16 protein-coding genes and 1 other annotated feature are annotated in these 17,915 nt (G+C 59.0%); of the genes, 11 read left to right on the top strand and 5 right to left on the bottom strand.

Going from position 1 to position 17,915, the window contains the following annotated elements; translation table 11 throughout:
• Positions 1-76: 76 nt before the first annotated feature.
• The gene (speB, locus tag EKL15_RS23370) at positions 77-1,009 is read right to left on the bottom strand and encodes an agmatinase (protein WP_033637774.1); all 933 of its coding nucleotides are present in this window, start codon (positions 1,007-1,009) and stop codon (positions 77-79) included.
• 248 nt (positions 1,010-1,257) lie between these two features.
• Between speB and EKL15_RS23375 the strand changes: the two genes are divergently transcribed.
• Positions 1,258-2,163 (top strand): LysR family transcriptional regulator, encoded by a 906-nt coding sequence (locus tag EKL15_RS23375; protein ID WP_060421547.1) that lies wholly within the window; start codon positions 1,258-1,260, stop codon positions 2,161-2,163.
• Here EKL15_RS23375 and EKL15_RS23380 read toward each other — a convergent pair.
• Positions 2,154-3,344, bottom strand: coding sequence for an MFS transporter (locus tag EKL15_RS23380; RefSeq protein WP_197848267.1), 1,191 nt, complete (start codon positions 3,342-3,344; stop codon positions 2,154-2,156). The two genes, EKL15_RS23375 and EKL15_RS23380, sit on opposite strands and share 10 nt — an antisense overlap.
• Positions 3,345-3,481: 137 nt before the next feature.
• Between EKL15_RS23380 and EKL15_RS23385 the strand changes: the two genes are divergently transcribed.
• On the top strand, positions 3,482-4,366 hold the full coding sequence (locus tag EKL15_RS23385) for a LysR family transcriptional regulator (RefSeq protein WP_084826523.1): 885 nt from the start codon (positions 3,482-3,484) through the stop codon (positions 4,364-4,366).
• Between the two features lie 15 nt (positions 4,367-4,381).
• Here the strand turns inward: EKL15_RS23385 and EKL15_RS23390 are convergent, their stop codons facing one another.
• A complete protein-coding gene (locus EKL15_RS23390) occupies positions 4,382-5,206 on the bottom strand; it encodes an SDR family oxidoreductase (protein WP_149572154.1) in 825 nt (274 codons plus the stop codon).
• Positions 5,207-5,435: 229 nt separating this feature from the next.
• Here EKL15_RS23390 and hisL point away from each other — a divergent pair, with 229 nt between their 5' ends.
• The 9 genes from hisL (at position 5,436) to hisIE (ending at position 12,722) form a co-directional block, all read left to right on the top strand.
• Positions 5,436-5,483: a his operon leader peptide gene (gene hisL, locus EKL15_RS23395; protein ID WP_100396937.1), complete on the top strand. Its 48-nt coding sequence runs from the start codon at positions 5,436-5,438 to the stop codon at positions 5,481-5,483.
• Positions 5,459-5,585 (top strand) — a sequence feature (His leader region). (Overlaps the previous gene by 25 nt.)
• A 71-nt stretch (positions 5,586-5,656) precedes the next feature.
• Complete coding sequence (gene hisG / locus EKL15_RS23400) at positions 5,657-6,556, top strand: ATP phosphoribosyltransferase (protein ID WP_049202244.1); 900 nt, start codon at positions 5,657-5,659, stop codon at positions 6,554-6,556.
• Positions 6,557-6,560: 4 nt separating this feature from the next.
• Positions 6,561-7,868, top strand: a complete 1,308-nt coding sequence (hisD, locus tag EKL15_RS23405) for a histidinol dehydrogenase (protein ID WP_193158902.1) — start codon at positions 6,561-6,563, stop codon at positions 7,866-7,868.
• Positions 7,865-8,953 carry a histidinol-phosphate transaminase gene (hisC, locus tag EKL15_RS23410; RefSeq protein WP_089185738.1) on the top strand — a complete coding sequence of 363 codons (1,089 nt, stop codon included), beginning with the start codon at positions 7,865-7,867 and terminating at the stop codon, positions 8,951-8,953. Before hisD ends, hisC begins: the two co-directional genes overlap by 4 nt.
• Complete coding sequence (gene hisB / locus EKL15_RS23415) at positions 8,950-10,017, top strand: bifunctional histidinol-phosphatase/imidazoleglycerol-phosphate dehydratase HisB (RefSeq protein WP_033637767.1); 1,068 nt, start codon at positions 8,950-8,952, stop codon at positions 10,015-10,017. The genes hisC and hisB overlap by 4 nt, the downstream gene beginning before the upstream one ends.
• Positions 10,017-10,607: an imidazole glycerol phosphate synthase subunit HisH gene (gene hisH / locus EKL15_RS23420; RefSeq protein ID WP_004938803.1), complete on the top strand. Its 591-nt coding sequence runs from the start codon at positions 10,017-10,019 to the stop codon at positions 10,605-10,607. The genes hisB and hisH overlap by 1 nt, the downstream gene beginning before the upstream one ends.
• Positions 10,608-10,612: 5 nt before the next feature.
• Complete coding sequence (hisA, locus tag EKL15_RS23425; RefSeq protein ID WP_060421534.1) at positions 10,613-11,350, top strand: 1-(5-phosphoribosyl)-5-[(5-phosphoribosylamino)methylideneamino]imidazole-4-carboxamide isomerase; 738 nt, start codon at positions 10,613-10,615, stop codon at positions 11,348-11,350.
• Positions 11,332-12,108, top strand: coding sequence for an imidazole glycerol phosphate synthase subunit HisF (hisF, locus tag EKL15_RS23430; protein ID WP_041034248.1), 777 nt, complete (start codon positions 11,332-11,334; stop codon positions 12,106-12,108). Before hisA ends, hisF begins: the two co-directional genes overlap by 19 nt.
• Positions 12,102-12,722: a bifunctional phosphoribosyl-AMP cyclohydrolase/phosphoribosyl-ATP diphosphatase HisIE gene (hisIE, locus tag EKL15_RS23435; protein ID WP_060440333.1), complete on the top strand. Its 621-nt coding sequence runs from the start codon at positions 12,102-12,104 to the stop codon at positions 12,720-12,722. The genes hisF and hisIE overlap by 7 nt, the downstream gene beginning before the upstream one ends.
• Before the next feature lie 74 nt (positions 12,723-12,796).
• Here the strand turns inward: hisIE and gndA are convergent, their stop codons facing one another.
• Together gndA and EKL15_RS23445 are read right to left on the bottom strand one after the other, a co-directional pair.
• Positions 12,797-14,203, bottom strand: coding sequence for an NADP-dependent phosphogluconate dehydrogenase (gene gndA / locus EKL15_RS23440; RefSeq protein WP_060440334.1), 1,407 nt, complete (start codon positions 14,201-14,203; stop codon positions 12,797-12,799).
• A 270-nt stretch (positions 14,204-14,473) separates the two neighbouring features.
• Positions 14,474-17,911, bottom strand: a complete 3,438-nt coding sequence (locus EKL15_RS23445) for a hypothetical protein (protein ID WP_100396916.1) — start codon at positions 17,909-17,911, stop codon at positions 14,474-14,476.
• Positions 17,912-17,915 lie beyond the last annotated feature (4 nt).

The following is a 17,915-nucleotide window of genomic DNA, read 5'->3' on the forward strand; positions in this document are numbered from 1 at the left end:
GGTACCTCCACTCCGTTGTTATTGTTATCAGGGGCCCCGACGCAACCGCTCCGCCGGTAGGGTCAGCGCACCGGCCTCAGCGGGCCGGCAGCACGCACAACATTTCAAACAGCAGGTTGGCGGCCAGCAGCGCCGTGTTGCCGGAGCGATCGTAAGGTGGCGACACCTCCACCACGTCGCCGCCCACCAGGTTCAGCCCGTGGCAGCCGCGCACGATCTCCAGCCCCTGCCAGACCGACAGCCCGCCGACTTCCGGCGTGCCGGTGCCCGGTGCGAAGGCCGGATCCAGTCCGTCGATATCGAAGCTGAGGTAAACCGGCGCATCGCCCATCTGTTCGCGGATCTCCGCCATCAGCGGCGTCAGCGACCGGTGCCAGCAGGCCTCGGCCGGCACCACGCGGAAGCCCTGGCGCCGTGACCAGTCGAAGTCGTCCGCCGCATAGCCGCTGCCGCGCAGGCCAATCTGCACCACCTTTTCCGGCGCCAGCAGCCCCTCCTCGAACGCGCGGCGGAAGGTGGTGCCGTGCGCCAGCTGTTCGCCGAACATCTCCTCGTTGGTGTCGGAATGCGCATCGACGTGAATCAGCCCGACCGGGCCATGCCGACGGGCGACGGCGCGCAGCACCGGCAGCGTCAGCGTGTGGTCGCCGCCGAGCGTCAACGGCATGCAGCCGTGCGCCAGGATCTCGTGGTAAGCCGCCTCGATGCGCTGCACGCTGTCCGCCAGGCTGTAAGGGTTGATGGCGACATCCCCCAGATCGGCCACCTGCAGACGTTCGAACGGGGCGGAGCCGGTGCCCATGTTGTAAGGGCGGATCATCACCGACTCCTGGCGGATCTGGCGCGGGCCATAGCGGGTGCCGCTGCGATTGGAGGTGCCGATATCCAGCGGAATGCCGACAAAGGCGGCATCCAGACCGTGCGCCTGGTCGGCCGCGGGCAGGCGCATCATGGTGGGAATACCGGCAAAGCGCGGCATGTCGTTACCGCTTTGGGGTTGGTTCAGCATGGCGTTTCCTTGTCTTTATCTGCGATGAATTGAAACATTTGAGCAACATTCGCAGACTACCCCGTTGGCCACCCCGGCTACCATTCCCGCTTTTGCATGTAAACATCGAAAAACGCGATGCAACTAACTTATTGAAGTATTGATTTTTATTTCCAATTCATGCCATAAGGAAGGCCATATCTTCAGCGCCGCCCCTATTTCTTCGATGTTAAAAATGGGTTAACCGGCCGACGTTCTGCGGAGGGGGAATGCTCACCAACCTAAGCGATATCGATCTGAAACTGCTGCGGGTGTTCGTCGCGGTGGCAGAAGCCCAGGGCGTCAGCGCCGCGCAGGAAACGCTGCTGATGAACCAATCCACCATCAGCACCCACCTGGCCTCGCTGGAAACCCGGCTGGGTTTTCGCCTGTGCCAACGCGGCCGCTCCGGCTTCCGGCTGACGCCCAAGGGCGAACGCATGCTGATCGCCTGCCGTTCGCTGTTCAACGCCGCCCGCGACTTCACCCGGGTCAGCCAGTCGCTGAACGGCCTGCTGACCGGCGATCTGCAGATCGGTCTGGTGGATAATCTGGTTTCGCTGCCGGGCAACCCGTTCAGCCAGGCCATCAAACACTTCCAGCGCCGACATCAGGACGTGCAATTGCAGTGCCGCATCTGTTCACCGAACGAGATTGAGCAGGGGCTGCTGCACCGGCAGCTCGATCTGGGCATCGGCTACTTCGGCCAACAGTTGGAGGCGTTGCGTTATCAGTCATGGCTGGAGGAGACGCAGGCGATCTACTGCAGTGCGGATCACCCGCTGTTCGCGGTGGAAGAACCGGAGCGCGAGCAGATTGAAAACGCGCGCTGGGTCAAGCGCGGCTACCTGCTGGCGCAGCAGCTGTGCCCGATCGCGCCGCCTCACCTGGCTGCGGTGGCCCACCATATGGAAAGCGTCGCCCATCTGGTGCTGAGCGGTTCCTGTCTCGGCTACCTGCCCACCCACTACGCGGCGCGCTGGGTGGAACAGGGGCTGCTGCGGCAGCTGGGCGGCGCGGCGCTCTCTTACCGCGCCACGCTCAGCCTGGTCAGCCGCCCTGTCCAGCCCGACGAGGCGTTGAACGCGCTGCTGGAGGATTTGGCGCGCGCCGCACGCCAATCGCCTCATCGCTGAGAGGCCAGCGCCCGATTCATGGCAAACAGCGTGCCGGTTAAAGACAGGATGAGGAGCCCGATAATGGCCCAGGCAAAAGAGGCCGCTCCGCCCTTGTCGAGCAGCATGCCGCCGATCGCGCCACCGGCGGCCACGGCGGTATTCCAGCCCGTCGTATACATGGACTGCGCCATATCGGCCGCGCGGCCGGAAAGGCGTGACAATGCCGTCTGCGTGAGGGTGGCGAAACCGCCGAAAGCCACGCCCCACAATGCGACCGCGAGATACACCATCGGCGCAATCCTTCCGCCACTGGCCAGCAGCACGGCGGCGAGGGCAAAGGTGACGATGCTCATCACCGTAAGAGATTGGACTCGTCGATCGACCAGCATCCCGGCGACGCCCAATCCGGCAATCGCGCCCAGCCCGAAGATAAACAGCACGATATCGACCCGCTCGGATAACCCCGACGGCTTGAGGAAAGGCTCCAGGTAGATATACAGAATGTTGTGGGCAACGATGAAGGTGAACACCACGAACAGCACGCCGCGGATCCCGCATTGCAAGAATACGCCGCTCAGAGACGGGCGATGCGCCTTAGCCTGGCCGGGGAAATCCGGCACGATGGCGATGATCCACACCACGAGCATCACCGCCATCAACGTCATCAGGCCAAAGGCGCCCTGCCAGCCGATGGCTCGGCCAAGCAACGTGCCGAGCGGTACGCCGAGCACCAGCGCCAGGGTGGCGCCGGCGCCGGAGATCGCAATAGCGCGGCCGCCAAGATGGGCCGGTGACATGCGCACGGCGTAACCGGCCAGCAAGGACCAAACGATGCCGCCGAAAACGCCGGCGAAGAAACGCGTCGCCAATGAGACGTGGTAATCATGCGACAGCGCCGTGACGAGGTTGACGATGGCAAAGCCGCCGATCGCGCTCAAGAGCAAGGGGCGGCGCCGCATGCCCTGCGTCAATGCGGTGAGCGGAATGGCGGCGACCAACGCCCCCACCGCATAGGCGGTGATGAATTGCCCCGCCAGGCTTTCAGACACGCTCAAATCGCCCGCGATCGAAGAAAGCACGCCCGCCGGCATGATCTCGGTCAGCAGCGTGATGAAAGCGGCCATCGCCAACGCCAGCAGGCCCCCCAGAGGCAACCGCTCGCTGCTCGCGGCAGGCGCAGATATCGTCGTTTGATTCATCAATCACTCCCTATTCAAAGATGTTTCCGCCCATTGCGGATGACGTTTGCATCATGCTGCCCACTCGCCGATAAAAGAAAAACAGGCTAAAGTGAACAACACTCATGACGTAAAGGTCATCAATAGAATGGAAGCCTATGGAAAGCTTGGGTTCTCTCGACGTTTTCGTGCGGGTCAGTGAAAGCCGCAGCTTCACGGCGGCCGGGCAACAGCTGGGGATCTCCGCGTCGGCGGTCAGCAAAACCATCGCCCGGCTGGAGGAACGGCTCAGCGTGCGGTTGTTTCACCGCTCCACCCGCACGGTCAACCTGACGCCGGAAGGCGCCTTGTTCCTGGAAAGGTGCCGGCGCATTTTGAGCGAGGTGAAAGACGCGGAAGCCGAACTGTTGCAAACGCGAGGAACGCCCCAGGGTAAGCTGCGCATCAGTCTCCCGTCGCTGGGCACGCTTTTCATGCCAAAACTGGGGGACTTCAAGCGCCGCTATCCTGAGATCGAGCTGGATATTGATTATTCGGATCGGCTGGTTGACGTGATTGAGGAAGGTTTCGATGCCGTTATCCGCAGCGGCACCCCGAGCGATTCACGGCTGGTTGCCCGCCGGTTGGGGACCTGCCGCAAGGTTTTCGTTGGCGCGCCAAGCTATTTCAGCCAAGCGGGTATGCCGAGCAAGCCCGAGGATCTGACAAGCCATGCCCGTTTGCATTATCGCTTTCCCAGCACCGGCAAACTGGATGTCTGGCCGCTGGGGGACAAGACGGAGATGATCCCCGAACGGCCGGCCAGCATGGTGACAAATACCCTCGATCCGCAGGTGTGCTTCGCGGAGCAAGGGCTCGGCATCGCTTATTTGCCGGAGATCGCCGTGCGCAGACAGCTGGAACAGGGCAGCCTGGTGACGGTTCTGGATGAATACGATCGCGAGAACATGGTTTTTCATGTCCTCTGGCCGTCGGGCCGCCACCTGTCAGTCAAAATCAGGCTGTTCGTCGACTTTGTGACGAGCCACCTTTTCCCGCTTTAAACGACGCATGCTGCCTTAACTGACCGGCATGCGCGCCGGATCGGGATACTGGTACTCAAACCCCAGCTCGTTGCAGATGCGGTTGCCGTCCACCAGCCGCTCATCCTGATCCGCTTCGTCGGCGAACTGCGGCGGCTCCAGGTGCAGCTGCTCGGCCAGCGCCGGATAAAATTCACGTTTGGCCGGATGACGCGGCGCGCACAGGTTGTACACGTGACCGCCCTTCGGCAGCTTCAGCAACAGCTGGATGGCGGCGATGACGTCGTCCTGGTGCACCAGATTCACCCCCTGCGAACCGCCCTTCACATCGAGCTTGCCCGCCAGGAAGCGACCGGGGTGACGATCGGCGCCCACCAGCCCCGCCAGCCGCAGAATGTCCACCGAGGTGTTCGGCAATTCATGCAGCCAGCGCTCCAGCTCGGCCAGCACCCGGCCCGACGGCGAGACCGGCCGCAGCGGCGACTCTTCGCGCAGCGTGCCGGCGGTTTCGCCGTACACCGAGGTGGAACTGGTAAAGATCACCCGCGGCACGCCGAAGGCCATCGCGCTGTCCACCAGCATGCGCACCGCATTGAAATAGTTCTCGCTGCCTTCGACGGTGCGGCGAGCGGGCAGCGTCACCACCAGCGCATCCACGCGCAGCAGCGATTCCAGATCGTCCGGATCGCACACCAGCTCCGGCGTCAGCTCCAGTTGATAGCATTCGATGCCGCTCATGCGCGCGGCCTCGACGCCGTCCGGCGTGGTTTTGCTGCCGACCACATCATACCCGCGCCCCATCAGCGACAGCGCCAACGGCATGCCCAGCCAACCCAAACCAATAATGGCTACCTTTTTCATCCTCTTCCTCTCCTGAAGATCGCAGCGCCCTACCCCTAAGGCTACGCCACTGTGCACGGCGATACAATCTGCCCGGCTTAAGGTTAGGTAAAGCCATCTGTGGCTAATAACCTAACCTGTTTCAATAAATTAAATTTATGACGTTAAAAAAGGGTTGCGCGGTGGACAGCGGATAGTTTAGCTTAATTGGCATACGGTTTTTACCGGCTTTTGATTAGAGAAAAACACCATGACACGCGTTCAGTTCAACCACCATCATCACCATCACCCTGACTAGTCTTTCAGGCGATGAGTGCTGGAAGACGGTTTGTTAATCTTCCAGTGGCGCGCAGAACGCAAGAGAGAGCCCTCGGAAGATTTCTTCCGAGGGTTTTTTTTTGGCTCCGGACAGACAGAAAAGAATAGTTTTTACAATAAATTCATAAAATTACAGATTAAACAGAGGTTACCATGCTGGACAAGACACGTTTACGGATCGCAATGCAGAAGTCGGGCCGCCTGAGCGATGAATCCCAGGAGCTGCTGGCGCGCTGCGGCATCAAGATCAACCTGCAGCAACAGCGCCTGATCGCCTTCGCGGAAAACATGCCGATCGATATCCTGCGCGTGCGCGACGACGACATTCCGGGCCTGGTGATGGACGGCGTGGTCGATCTGGGCATCATCGGCGAAAACGTGCTGGAAGAAGAGCTGCTCAGCCGCCGCGCTCAGGGCGAAGACCCGCGCTACTTCACCCTGCGCCGCCTCGATTTCGGCGGCTGCCGCCTGTCGCTGGCCACCCCGCTCGACGCCGAATATACCGGCCCGCAAAACCTGCAGGACGCCCGCATCGCCACCTCTTACCCGCACCTGCTGAAGCAATACCTCGACAAGCAGGGCGTGCGCTTTAAATCTTGCCTGCTGAACGGCTCGGTGGAAGTGGCGCCGCGCGCCGGCCTGGCCGACGCCATCTGCGATCTGGTCTCTACCGGCGCCACGCTGGAGGCCAACGGCCTGCGCGAAGTGGAAGTGATCTACCGCTCCAAGGCCTGCCTGATTCAGCGCGACGGCGAAATGCCGGAAGCCAAGCAGCAGCTGATCGACCGCCTGATGACCCGCATTCAGGGCGTGATCCAGGCGCGCGAATCCAAATACATCATGCTGCACGCGCCGAGCGAGAAGCTGGACGAGATCGTCGCGCTGCTGCCGGGCGCCGAGCGCCCGACCATTCTGCCGCTGGCCGGCGCGCAGAACCGCGTGGCGATGCACATGGTGAGCAGCGAAACCCTGTTCTGGGAAACCATGGAAAAACTGAAAGCGCTCGGCGCCAGCTCGATTCTGGTGCTGCCGATTGAAAAGATGATGGAGTAACGCCATGTCGACCTTCAACACGCCGATCGATTGGGCAACGTGCAGCGCCGAACGCCAGGCCGAGCTGCTGATGCGCCCGGCAATCGCCGCTTCCGACAGCATCACCCGCACGGTGAGCGAGATCCTCGACAACGTGAAGGCCAACGGCGATCGGGCGCTGCGCGACTACAGCGCCCGTTTCGACAAGGCGGACGTCGCCGCGCTGCGCGTCAGCGCCGAGCAGATCGCCGCCGCCTGCGCCCGACTGGGCGATGACATCAAACAGGCGATGGCGGTGGCCGTCGCCAACGTGGACACCTTCCACAACGCGCAGCGACTGCCAGCGGTGGACGTCGAAACGCAGCCGGGCGTGCGCTGCCAGCAGGTGACCCGCCCAATCGACTCGGTGGGCCTGTATATTCCCGGTGGGTCGGCGCCGCTGTTCTCCACCGTGCTGATGCTGGCGACGCCGGCGCGCATCGCCGGTTGCCGCCGGGTGGTGCTGTGCTCGCCGCCGCCGATCGCCGATGAGATCCTGTATGCAGCGCAGCTGTGCGGCGTGCAGGAAGTGTTTCAGGTCGGGGGCGCGCAGGCGATCGCCGCCCTGGCGTTCGGCACCGAAAGCGTACCGCGCGTGGCGAAAATCTTCGGGCCGGGCAACGCCTTCGTGACCGAAGCCAAGCGGCAGGTCAGCCAGCGTCTCGACGGCGCGGCCATCGACATGCCGGCCGGGCCTTCGGAGGTGCTGGTGATCGCCGACGCCGGCGCCACCCCGGCGTTTGTCGCTTCCGATCTGCTGTCGCAGGCCGAACACGGCCCGGATTCGCAGGTGATCCTGCTGACGCCGGACGCGGCAATGGCGCAGGCAGTGGCCGAAGCGGTGGAAAACCAGCTGGCCGAGCTGCCGCGCGCCGAGACCGCCCGCCAGGCGCTGGCGAGCAGCCGCCTGATCGTAGCGCGCGATCTGCCTGAGTGCGTGGCCATCAGCAACCGCTACGGCCCGGAGCACCTGATCATTCAGACCCGCAATGCGCGCGAGCTGGTAGACGGCATCACCAGCGCCGGCTCGGTGTTCCTCGGCGACTGGTCGCCGGAGTCCGCCGGCGATTACGCCTCCGGCACCAACCACGTGCTGCCGACCTACGGCTACACCGCCACCTGCTCCAGCCTGGGGCTGGCCGATTTTCAAAAACGCATGACGGTGCAGGAGCTGACGCCGCAGGGCTTCAGCAACCTGGCCGCCACCATCGAGACGCTGGCTGCCGCCGAGCAGCTGATCGCCCACAAGAACGCCGTGACCCTGCGCGTCGCCGCCCTGAAGGAGCAAGCATGAGCATCGAAAAACTGGCGCGCGCCAACGTTCGCGAGCTGACCCCTTATCAATCGGCGCGTCGCCTCGGCGGTAAGGGCGACGTGTGGTTGAACGCCAACGAATACCCGATCGCGCCCGAGTTCCAGCTGACCGCGCAAACCTTCAACCGCTATCCGGAGTGCCAGCCGGCGTTGGTGATCGAACGCTACGCCGCCTACGCCGGGGTGAAGAAAGAGCAGGTGCTGGTCAGCCGCGGCGCCGATGAAGGCATCGAGCTGCTGATCCGCGCCTTCTGCGAGCCGGGTAAAGACGCCATCTTGTTCTGCCCGCCGACCTACGGCATGTACGCCGTCAGCGCCGAAACCTTCGGCGTGGAGCGCCGCACCGTAGCCGCCAAAGAAGACTGGCAGCTGGATCTGCCGGCCATCGCAGACAGCATGGACAACGTGAAGCTGATCTACGTCTGCAGCCCGAACAACCCGACCGGCAACCTGATCGATCCGGACTCTCTGCGCAACCTGCTGGAGCTGGCCAAAGGCAAGGCGATCGTCGCGGTGGACGAAGCCTATATCGAGTTTTGCCCGCAGGCCTCGGTGGCCGGGTGGCTGAGCGACTATCCGCACCTGGCTATCCTGCGCACGCTGTCGAAGGCCTTTGCGCTGGCCGGCCTGCGCTGCGGCTTTACGCTCGCGAACGAAGATCTGATCGCCCTGCTGCTGAAAGTGATCGCGCCTTACCCGCTTTCGACGCCGGTGGCGGATATCGCCGCGCAGGCGCTGAGCGAAGAAGGTATCCGCACCATGCGCCAGCGCGCCACCGACATTGCCGCCACCCGCAGCTGGCTGCAGCAACAGTTGGAAAAATGCGCCTGCGTCGAGCAGGTTTTCACCAGCGACAGCAATTACCTGCTGGCCCGCTTCACCGCCTCAAGTAATGTGTTTAAAAGCTTGTGGGATCAGGGCATTATCTTACGAGACCAAAACAAACAGCCCGGGTTGTCCGGCTGCCTGCGCATCACCATAGGCACCCGCGACGAATGTCAACGCGTGGTGGACGCCTTGTCCGCCCTGCCCGGTGCCAACCAGACTCGCCAGGAGCCAATGTGAGCCAAAAAATCCTCTTTATCGATCGTGACGGCACGCTGATCGCCGAGCCACCGGAAGATTTCCAGGTTGACCGCCTGGACAAGCTGGCGCTCGAGCCGGACGTGATCCCTTCCCTGCTGGCGCTGCAACAGGCGGGGTATCAGCTGGTGATGATCACCAATCAGGATGGGCTCGGCACCGCCAGTTTCCCGCAGGAAACCTTCGACCCGCCGCACAACCTGATGATGCAGATCCTCAGCTCGCAGGGCATTCAGTTCGCCGATGTGCTGATCTGCCCGCACCTGCCGGCGGACAACTGCGACTGCCGCAAGCCGAAAACCGCGCTGGTGAAGGGTTACCTCGAACCCGGCGTGCTGAATGCCGCCCACAGCTACGTGATCGGCGATCGGCCGACTGACGTGCAGCTGGCAGAAAACATGGGCATCCAGGGGCTGCGCTACCAGCGCGGCGTGCTGGGCTGGAAAGAGATCGTGCGCCAGCTGACGCTGCGCGATCGCCACGCGCGGGTTAATCGCGTGACCAAAGAGACGCAGATCGACGTCAACGTCTGGCTGGATCGCGAAGGCGGCAGCAAGATCAAAACCGGCGTCGGCTTCTTCGATCACATGCTGGATCAGATCGCCACCCACGGCGGCTTCCGCATGGAGATCGACGTCAAAGGCGATCTGTATATCGACGATCACCACACGGTGGAAGACACCGGCCTGGCGCTGGGTGAAGCGCTGAACAAGGCGCTGGGCGACAAGCGCGGCATCGCCCGCTTCGGCTTCGTGCTGCCGATGGACGAATGCCTGGCGCGCTGCGCGCTGGATATCTCCGGCCGCCCGCACCTGGAGTACAAGGCCGAGTTCAACTATCAGCGCGTCGGCGATCTCAGCACCGAAATGGTCGAGCACTTCTTCCGTTCGCTCTCCTATACCATGGGCTGTACTTTGCACCTGAAGACCAAGGGCAAAAACGACCACCACCGGGTCGAGAGCCTGTTCAAAGTGTTTGGCCGCACGCTGCGCCAGGCGATCCGCGTCGAAGGCAATACCCTGCCGAGCTCGAAAGGAGTGCTGTGATGAACGTGGTGATTTTGGATACCGGCTGCGCCAACCTGGCCTCCGTCACCTACGCGGTGCGGCGCCTGGGTTATCAGCCGGAGGTGAGCCGCGATCCGGAGATCGTGCTGCGCGCCGACAAGCTGTTCCTGCCGGGCGTCGGCACCGCACAGGCGGCGATGGATCAACTGCGCGAGCGCGATCTGATCGAACTGATCAGGGCCTGCACGCAGCCGGTGCTGGGCATCTGCCTCGGCATGCAGCTGCTGGCGGCCAGCAGCGAAGAGAACGGCGGCGTGACCACGCTCGGCCTCATCGATACGCCGGTCAAGCAGATGACCGACTTCGGCCTGCCGCTGCCGCACATGGGCTGGAACCAGGTGTCCGCGCAGGCGGGCCACCATCTGTTCCGCGGCATCGATGACGGCGCCTACTTCTATTTCGTTCACAGCTATGCGATGCCGATATGCCCCAGCACCATCGCCCAGGCGAACTACGGCGAGCCCTTCACCGCCGCCGTGCAAAAAGACAACTTCTTCGGCGTGCAGTTTCATCCAGAACGATCTGGAGCGGCCGGCGCGCAACTGTTGAAAAACTTTCTGGAGATGTAGGCAGCATGATTATTCCGGCTTTGGATTTGATCGACGGCAACGTGGTGCGTTTGCATCAGGGCGATTACGGCCAACAGCGCGACTACGGCAACGATCCGCTGCTGCGCCTGCAGGACTATCAACAACAGGGCGCCCAGGTGCTGCACCTGGTCGATTTGACCGGCGCCAAGGATCCGGCGGCGCGCCAGATCCCGCTGCTGCGCAAGCTGCTGGCGGGGGTTGACGTGCCGGTGCAGGTCGGCGGCGGCATCCGCAACGAGCAGGACGTCAGTGCCCTGCTGGAGGCCGGCGCCACGCGCGTGGTGATCGGCTCCACCGCGGTGAAACAGCCGCAGTTGGTGCAGAGCTGGTTCGAGCGCTACGGCGCCGACGCGCTGGTGCTGGCGCTGGACGTGCGCATCGACGCGCAGGGCGTGAAACGCGTGGCCATCAGCGGCTGGCAGGAGGATTCCGACGCCACGCTGGAACAGGTGGTGGAGCAGTTCCTGCCCTACGGGCTGAAGCACGTGCTGTGCACCGACATTTCGCGCGACGGTACGCTGGCTGGGTCCAACGTGGCGCTGTATCAGGAGATCGGCCGCCGTTATCCGCAGGTGGCCTTCCAGGCCTCGGGCGGCATCGGCAATCTGGACGACATCGCCCAGCTGCGCGGCAGCGGCGTTGCCGGCGTGATCGTGGGGCGCGCCCTGCTGGAAGGTAAATTTAGCGTTGAGGAGGCGATCGCATGCTGGCAAAACGGATAATCCCGTGCCTGGATGTTAAAGACGGGCAAGTGGTGAAAGGCGTGCAGTTCCGCAACCACGAAATCATCGGCGACATCGTGCCACTGGCGCAGCGCTATGCGCAAGAAGGTGCGGACGAGCTGGTGTTTTACGATATCACCGCCTCGAGCGACGGCCGGGTGGTGGACAAAAGCTGGGTATCGCGCGTGGCGGAGGTGATTGATATCCCGTTCTGCGTCGCCGGCGGCATTAAAAGCGCCGAGGACGCCAGCCAGATCCTGTCTTTCGGCGCCGACAAGATTTCAATCAACTCGCCGGCGCTGGCCGATCCTGAGCTGATTAGCCGCCTGGCGGAACGCTTCGGCGTGCAGTGCATCGTGGTAGGCATCGACACCTGGTTCGACAGTGAAACCGGCAAGTATCACGTCAACCAATATACCGGCGATGAGAGCCGCACCCGCATCACCCAGTGGGAAACCCTCGACTGGGTACAGGAAGTGCAGCGCCGCGGCGCCGGTGAGATCGTGCTGAACATGATGAACCAGGACGGCGTGCGCAACGGTTACGATCTGCAGCAGCTGCGCCTGGTGCGCGAGGCCTGCAAGGTGCCGCTGATCGCCTCCGGCGGCGCGGGCACCATGGAGCACTTCCTGGAAGCGTTCCGCGATGCGGACGTCGACGGCGCGCTGGCGGCGTCGGTGTTCCACAAACAAATCATCAATATCGGCGAACTGAAAAGGTTCCTGGTTGAACAAGGCGTGGAGATTCGCGTGTGCTGACAGAACAACAGAGAAACCAGCTGGACTGGGAAAAAACCGACGGTCTGATGCCGGCCATCGTGCAGCACGCCGTTTCCGGCGAAGTGCTGATGCTGGGTTACATGACGCAGGAAGCGCTGGCGACCACCGAGCAGAGCGGTAACGTCACCTTCTTCTCACGCACCAAGCAGCGTCTGTGGACCAAGGGTGAAAGCTCCGGCCATTTCCTCAAGGTGGTCAGCATTACGCCGGACTGCGATAACGACACGCTGCTGGTATTGGCCAACCCGATCGGCCCGACCTGCCACCTCGGCAACAGCAGCTGCTTCCACCCGGCCGCCAGCGACTGGACGTTCCTCTATCAGTTGGAGCAGCTGTTGGCGGAGCGCAAGCACGCCAGCCCGGACAGCTCGTACACCGCCAGCCTGTATGCCAGCGGCACCAAGCGCATCGCGCAGAAAGTCGGGGAGGAAGGCGTGGAAACCGCGCTGGCCGCCACGGTCAACGATCGCGAAGAGCTGACCAACGAAGCTTCGGACCTGATCTATCACCTGCTGGTGCTGCTGCAGGACCAGGATCTGGATCTGAGCGCGGTGATTGGCCGGCTGCGCGAGCGGCATCAGAAAAAAGCGTGACGTTAAATTACACGCAATAAAAAAGCCGCCGGGCGTTAACCTCGGCGGCTTTTTTTATCGCTCAACGAGCGGGCTTATTCCATCCATTCGGTATGGAACACGCCTTCCTTGTCGATGCGTTTGTAGGTGTGCGCGCCGAAGTAGTCGCGCTGCGCCTGGATCAGGTTCGCCGGCAGCACCGCGGAACGGTAGCTGTCGTAGTAGGCGATCGCAGCGGAGAAGGTTGGCGTAGGGATACCGTTCTGCACGGCATAAGCCACCACGTCACGCAGCGCCTGCTGGTATTCGTCGGCGATTTGCTTGAAGTATGGCGCCAGCAACAGGTTGGCGATATCGGCGTCCGCCGCATACGCGTCGGTGATCTTCTGCAGGAACTGGGCGCGGATGATGCAGCCGGCGCGGAAGATCTTGGCGATTTCGCCGTAGTGCAGATCCCAGTTGTTTTCTTTAGACGCGGCTTTCAGCTGAGAGAAGCCCTGTGCGTAGGACACGATCTTGCCCAGATACAGCGCGCGACGCACTTTCTCGATGAATTCGGCTTTGTCGCCGGTGAACGGCGCCACTTTCGGGCCGGTCAGCACTTTAGAGGCAGCAACGCGCTGATCTTTCAGCGAGGACAGGTAGCGTGCGAACACCGATTCGGTGATCAGAGACAGCGGTTCGCCCAGATCCAGCGAGCTCTGGCTGGTCCACTTGCCGGTGCCTTTATTGGCGGCTTCGTCCAGGATCACATCGACCAGGTATTTACCCTCTTCGTCTTTCTTGGTGAAGATGTCTTTGGTGATGTCGATCAGGTAGCTGTTCAGCTCGCCCTTGTTCCACTCGGCGAAGGTTTCGGCCAGCTGCTCGTTGCTCAGGTTCAGCGCCTGCTTCAGCAGAGAATAGGCTTCGGCAATCAGCTGCATGTCGCCGTATTCGATACCGTTGTGCACCATTTTCACATAATGGCCTGCACCGTCTGCGCCGATGTAGGTCACGCAAGGCTCGCCTTCCGCAACCGCAGCGATTTTCTTCAGGATTGGCGCCACCAGCTCGTAAGCTTCTTTCTGGCCGCCAGGCATGATGGAAGGCCCTTTCAGCGCGCCCTCTTCACCGCCGGAAACGCCGGTGCCGATGAAGTTGAAGCCCTGGTCGGACAGTTCGCGGTTACGACGGATGGTGTCCTGATAGTAGGTGTTGCCGCCGTCGATCAGGATATCGCCCTTGTCCAGGTGCGGAGTCAGCGAGGCAATGGTTTTATCCGTCGCTTCGCCCGCTTTCACCATCAGCAGGATGCGGCGCGGTTTTTCCAGCGATTCAACAAACTCTTCAACGGTGTAATACGGCGCCAGGTTTTTGCCCGGGTTCTCAGCGATCACTTCGTCAGTTTTGTCGCCAGAACGGTTGAAAATGGAAACGGTGTAACCACGGCTCTCGATGTTCAGCGCGAGGTTGCGGCCCATTACCGCCATGCCGACAACGCCGATTTGTTGCTTGGACATTTAGGAACTCCTGTCTGAGGATGACCCTGCCGGCAACGTCGGCCAGCAGGTTTTGTGATGTGGCACACATGTTAACTCAGGATTGAGCCGGGTGGGTAGTGATTGGTGCGATAGGTCACATAATAGGTTGCATACGTTTGAACCATATACAATTATCAGCTCTCTCCAGTAAAAACAGTCGCCAGTAGAGGCAGCTTGAGGCTTACAATAAAAAACGGTCAGTCATCTACGACTGACCGTTTTGATTTCAGCGCTCAGATGAATACTGCGTTATACCTTGGTCGTTTCAGACTGATGCGCCTTAAACGCAGCCACTTTTTCGGCCAATAACCGCTCACTGCCGCGAATCATATCGGTATACTGAGTATTTACGAATCCCCACAACGTTGAGTGTTGATCTTCGGCATAGCCGACCATAAACGGCAATGTCGTTACAACGGTCAAACCTGGTGCGGACTCCAGATAACGATCGATAGTATTGCTTTCAGCGTCGATGTTCTTCTCGTTCCATTGGCTGATAAGCTCGATACCGCGGCGAGAATAGATATTCATAACCATACTTGTCATACGGTTGATATAAACATATTCGATGCCATCAATTTCTTTTATAGCCAGAATTTCGGTATCATCATGTAAGTGCGCAATGATGCCCGCAAACACATGCCAGTCCCATTCAGTATGGCGCAAATGCCCGACGACCTTCTCCAGTTGAATGTCAAAATCAAATGGGAACAATACGTCATCTTCACAAATCATGGCCATTTCGGTAGAGCGTTCGGCCAACGTTGACAACATGTATTTATAACTCATTCCGCAACCAATCCAGCCAATACGATGACGGATGCCTTCGATGACCTGGAAGCCATGGGTCGGTTTGCTGAGAAACGCTTGCTTGCGTACCGGTGTTTCTGTCAATGACAAACACAACTTTGGAATATCCACTTCGTTGTGCGGGATAAAGTCGACACTGTTTTTGTAAGTCTGGAAATCAATCAGATCGTTAGCCAGCAAATAACGTTTGAAATAAGCATCAAATTGCAAATCTGTACGTGTAAACGCCGCAATATCTTGCCGGCGACGGGCATAAAGTTTCTCATCAGCCAGCAAGCGTTCGATTTTATCAGCCATCGCATCAATATCGCCTACCGGAGCGAAGTCGATGACGTCATTCAACATGCCATGATGCTGAATATCCGAACTGGTTTCACTGACGATAGGCGTTCCCAGGGACAATGTTTCGTACAAGCGGGTGGTTTCCAGCAGTGCATCCTCGTAATAATGAATATTAACGATCAGCTTCGCTCGCATAACAAGACGAGTCAGGTCTTGACCAAAGACCTCCGAAGCGATATGCACATTAAAGCGCTGGGAGAGTTCACGCAGGTAATTCTGGCGCCGCTCACAGTTTGGATCGCCATAGAACAACACATCAATCGGCGCTTCATCCTTCAACGGTTGAAGATTATACCCTCCCTGCTTTAAATGCTCAGCATAACGATCGTAAGAGGACACCGGCATGTAGAACAGTTTTTGATAGGGTACTCCATGTTGCAGTAAATAATCGATGTTGGTAAGCGAGTAATCGAAAATCGCGATTGCGCGATCAAGAATTGCAAAGTACTCCGGCGTGAACCAGCGCGGGTTAATTGACTGTTCCATCTGGAATGCAACAAAATTCTTCGGCAACTCAGGGAATATCTGGGGACAAATAACAATGTGCATTTGGCCACTGTCTGCTGCAGCCGAGTATGCATGAATAATCGTGACGCCCAACCCGATGTCGGTCAAAGACTTCTCTACCCGATGAGCCACGTAGAGAGTATGTCTGGAAGCAAGAATCACAATGTGCTGAGTATCGATGTGCGTTAACGGCATCGGTGCGTCAGCAGTATTTTTCGCCACCCGGCGCAGGGTAGCGATCAACTCGGAGAATTGACCTTTCGTTATCAGTGAACATGCCGTTTTAGCCTTACGCCCCAATGCGCGATAGGGTTGAGGGTGGCTACGGAATGCGCGCCATGTCTTTGCTGTCAATGAATTCTTAGCGATAAAACGATGTGTAAAATAATGGCGGGTAAAATCGCGAATGACCCCAAACTCGCCGCGCAATGCACGACCAACCATTCTCACTGGCATTGTCAGTTTCCAAGATAGGCTATTACGAATCGAAGCCATGGAAGCATGTTGTTGTTCCAGCAGACCGTCTTTTTGGCTCAACGCGGAATTTAACGTGTTGATTTCGCGTTTCAGCTCCTTCTTACAGTTATTATTATTGTTCTCTTCACTGATTTTTATCCGCTGCAAGGCTTCCTCATGCTGGCTTTGCTTTTGCAACATGATTTGCTCATGTTGATTTTTCGTTTGCAGCATTGACTCTCGCAGTTGCAGATTTTCTTCGAGCTGCAACCGCAAACGTTGCTCCAGCAATTCAATCTGCTGGCATTTCTCATCAATATGCTGTTTCTGCTCTTCAATAACGCGGAAAATTTCGGCTCTAACGTTATTGTCCAGCTTAACATGCTCCGTGATCAACTCACCGATGGTTATCCCTTTCATACTGGTCAACTCGTCAGCTCCTGCTGAATAATAATTAAGATGATACCGCACGATGTCGATTTCTGCCGGCTTAGACAGGCGAAAATGCAGATAGTCCGTATCAAACATCAGTTCGAACGGAACAAGGTAAGAAAACAGATAGAACGCCATTCTGTTCACGCGTTCAGATTCGTCAGCGACCTCATCGATGAAACGATACGAAGTGTCACCCAATATTTGAACATCTCTCTCAAGCAACAACCCTTCCAAACCTACGCTCGAGTTGATGGTTACGAGCCGTTGACAGCGGAGTAAGAACTCGAGGCTATTGGATGAGTGATCGATTTCAGACGCTGTGTTTTGCAGCTGAAAGCGACTGCCGGGATGCGGCCGAACCAGTATGCTTTCGCTAGGACATTGCGTCTGAGCATATGAGAGAATAGATAAGTTATTGAAACCATTGCTATAGGCAATGATATTCGAATCATCCTCAACCTGTAGCGCTAACCCAAGTTCAAATTCCGCAATATCTTTCTGTGGCAATGCATCCTGTGCAAAAAATTGATGCAGCTCAGCCATTGAAAGCTGAACTCGACAATCATGTGCGACAGGTAGATAACGCGCCTGTGCTTCGGTATTGCCATTTACGCCACGAAAATCAATGTAACCGGTTCCCAGATACATCGGCGAACGTAGAGGGCCCACCTCAATGTGAATAACGGGAATCGCCAGCTCTTGCGCAACATGTTCCAGCGAAGGGCAATTACAAATGCTGAGAATCCCTTCAATGCCACATTTTATTTTCGCATGTAAAAGCCCCTTAAGCTCAGACTCCAACTCGGGAATGCGCTGAGTAAGAAACACATTGAACGCAGCCATTGGATTTTCGTGCGTTTCATTCAACAATCGAGCAAACAGGCCATCATCCAGTAGTTCAAACTCATGTCGATCAAATATATCCTGAGTCGGCAACGAATAGCCCAGATTATTCATCGTGGGTACATCGAACTCCCAGCGTCCTTGTTCACTCCATAGCCCAGGCTCGCGCAAGTAATCACCGCCGGTGATAAAAATGCTTTTTTCCTGCAAAGTGCTCAACAACCGATAAAACACCCACAGGTAGGGAGCTTTTACGCCGCGAAAAGGATAAGACGGTAAAAAAATAGCCAGCATAACG

This window comes from Serratia sp. 4542 (assembly GCF_016805595.1).
In the GTDB taxonomy this organism is placed as follows: Bacteria; Pseudomonadota; Gammaproteobacteria; order Enterobacterales; family Enterobacteriaceae; genus Serratia; species Serratia nevei.

Bases quoted from the DNA above. Each gene is read 5' to 3' on its own strand.
- EKL15_RS23390 (WP_149572154.1), bottom strand. From the start codon at position 5,206: ATGAAAAAGGTAGCCATTATTGGTTTGGGTTGGCTGGGCATGCCGTTG.
- EKL15_RS23380 (WP_197848267.1), bottom strand. From the start codon at position 3,344: ATGAATCAAACGACGATATCTGCGCCTGCCGCGAGCAGCGAGCGGTTG.
- hisF (WP_041034248.1), top strand. From the start codon at position 11,332: ATGCTGGCAAAACGGATAATCCCGTGCCTGGATGTTAAAGACGGGCAA.
- hisG (WP_049202244.1), top strand. From the start codon at position 5,657: ATGCTGGACAAGACACGTTTACGGATCGCAATGCAGAAGTCGGGCCGC.
- speB (WP_033637774.1), bottom strand. From the start codon at position 1,009: ATGCTGAACCAACCCCAAAGCGGTAACGACATGCCGCGCTTTGCCGGT.
- hisC (WP_089185738.1), top strand. From the start codon at position 7,865: ATGAGCATCGAAAAACTGGCGCGCGCCAACGTTCGCGAGCTGACCCCT.
- hisA (WP_060421534.1), top strand. From the start codon at position 10,613: ATGATTATTCCGGCTTTGGATTTGATCGACGGCAACGTGGTGCGTTTG.
- EKL15_RS23445 (WP_100396916.1), bottom strand. From the start codon at position 17,911: ATGCTGGCTATTTTTTTACCGTCTTATCCTTTTCGCGGCGTAAAAGCT.
- EKL15_RS23385 (WP_084826523.1), top strand. From the start codon at position 3,482: ATGGAAAGCTTGGGTTCTCTCGACGTTTTCGTGCGGGTCAGTGAAAGC.
- hisD (WP_193158902.1), top strand. From the start codon at position 6,561: ATGTCGACCTTCAACACGCCGATCGATTGGGCAACGTGCAGCGCCGAA.
- EKL15_RS23375 (WP_060421547.1), top strand. From the start codon at position 1,258: ATGCTCACCAACCTAAGCGATATCGATCTGAAACTGCTGCGGGTGTTC.
- hisH (WP_004938803.1), top strand. From the start codon at position 10,017: ATGAACGTGGTGATTTTGGATACCGGCTGCGCCAACCTGGCCTCCGTC.
- gndA (WP_060440334.1), bottom strand. From the start codon at position 14,203: ATGTCCAAGCAACAAATCGGCGTTGTCGGCATGGCGGTAATGGGCCGC.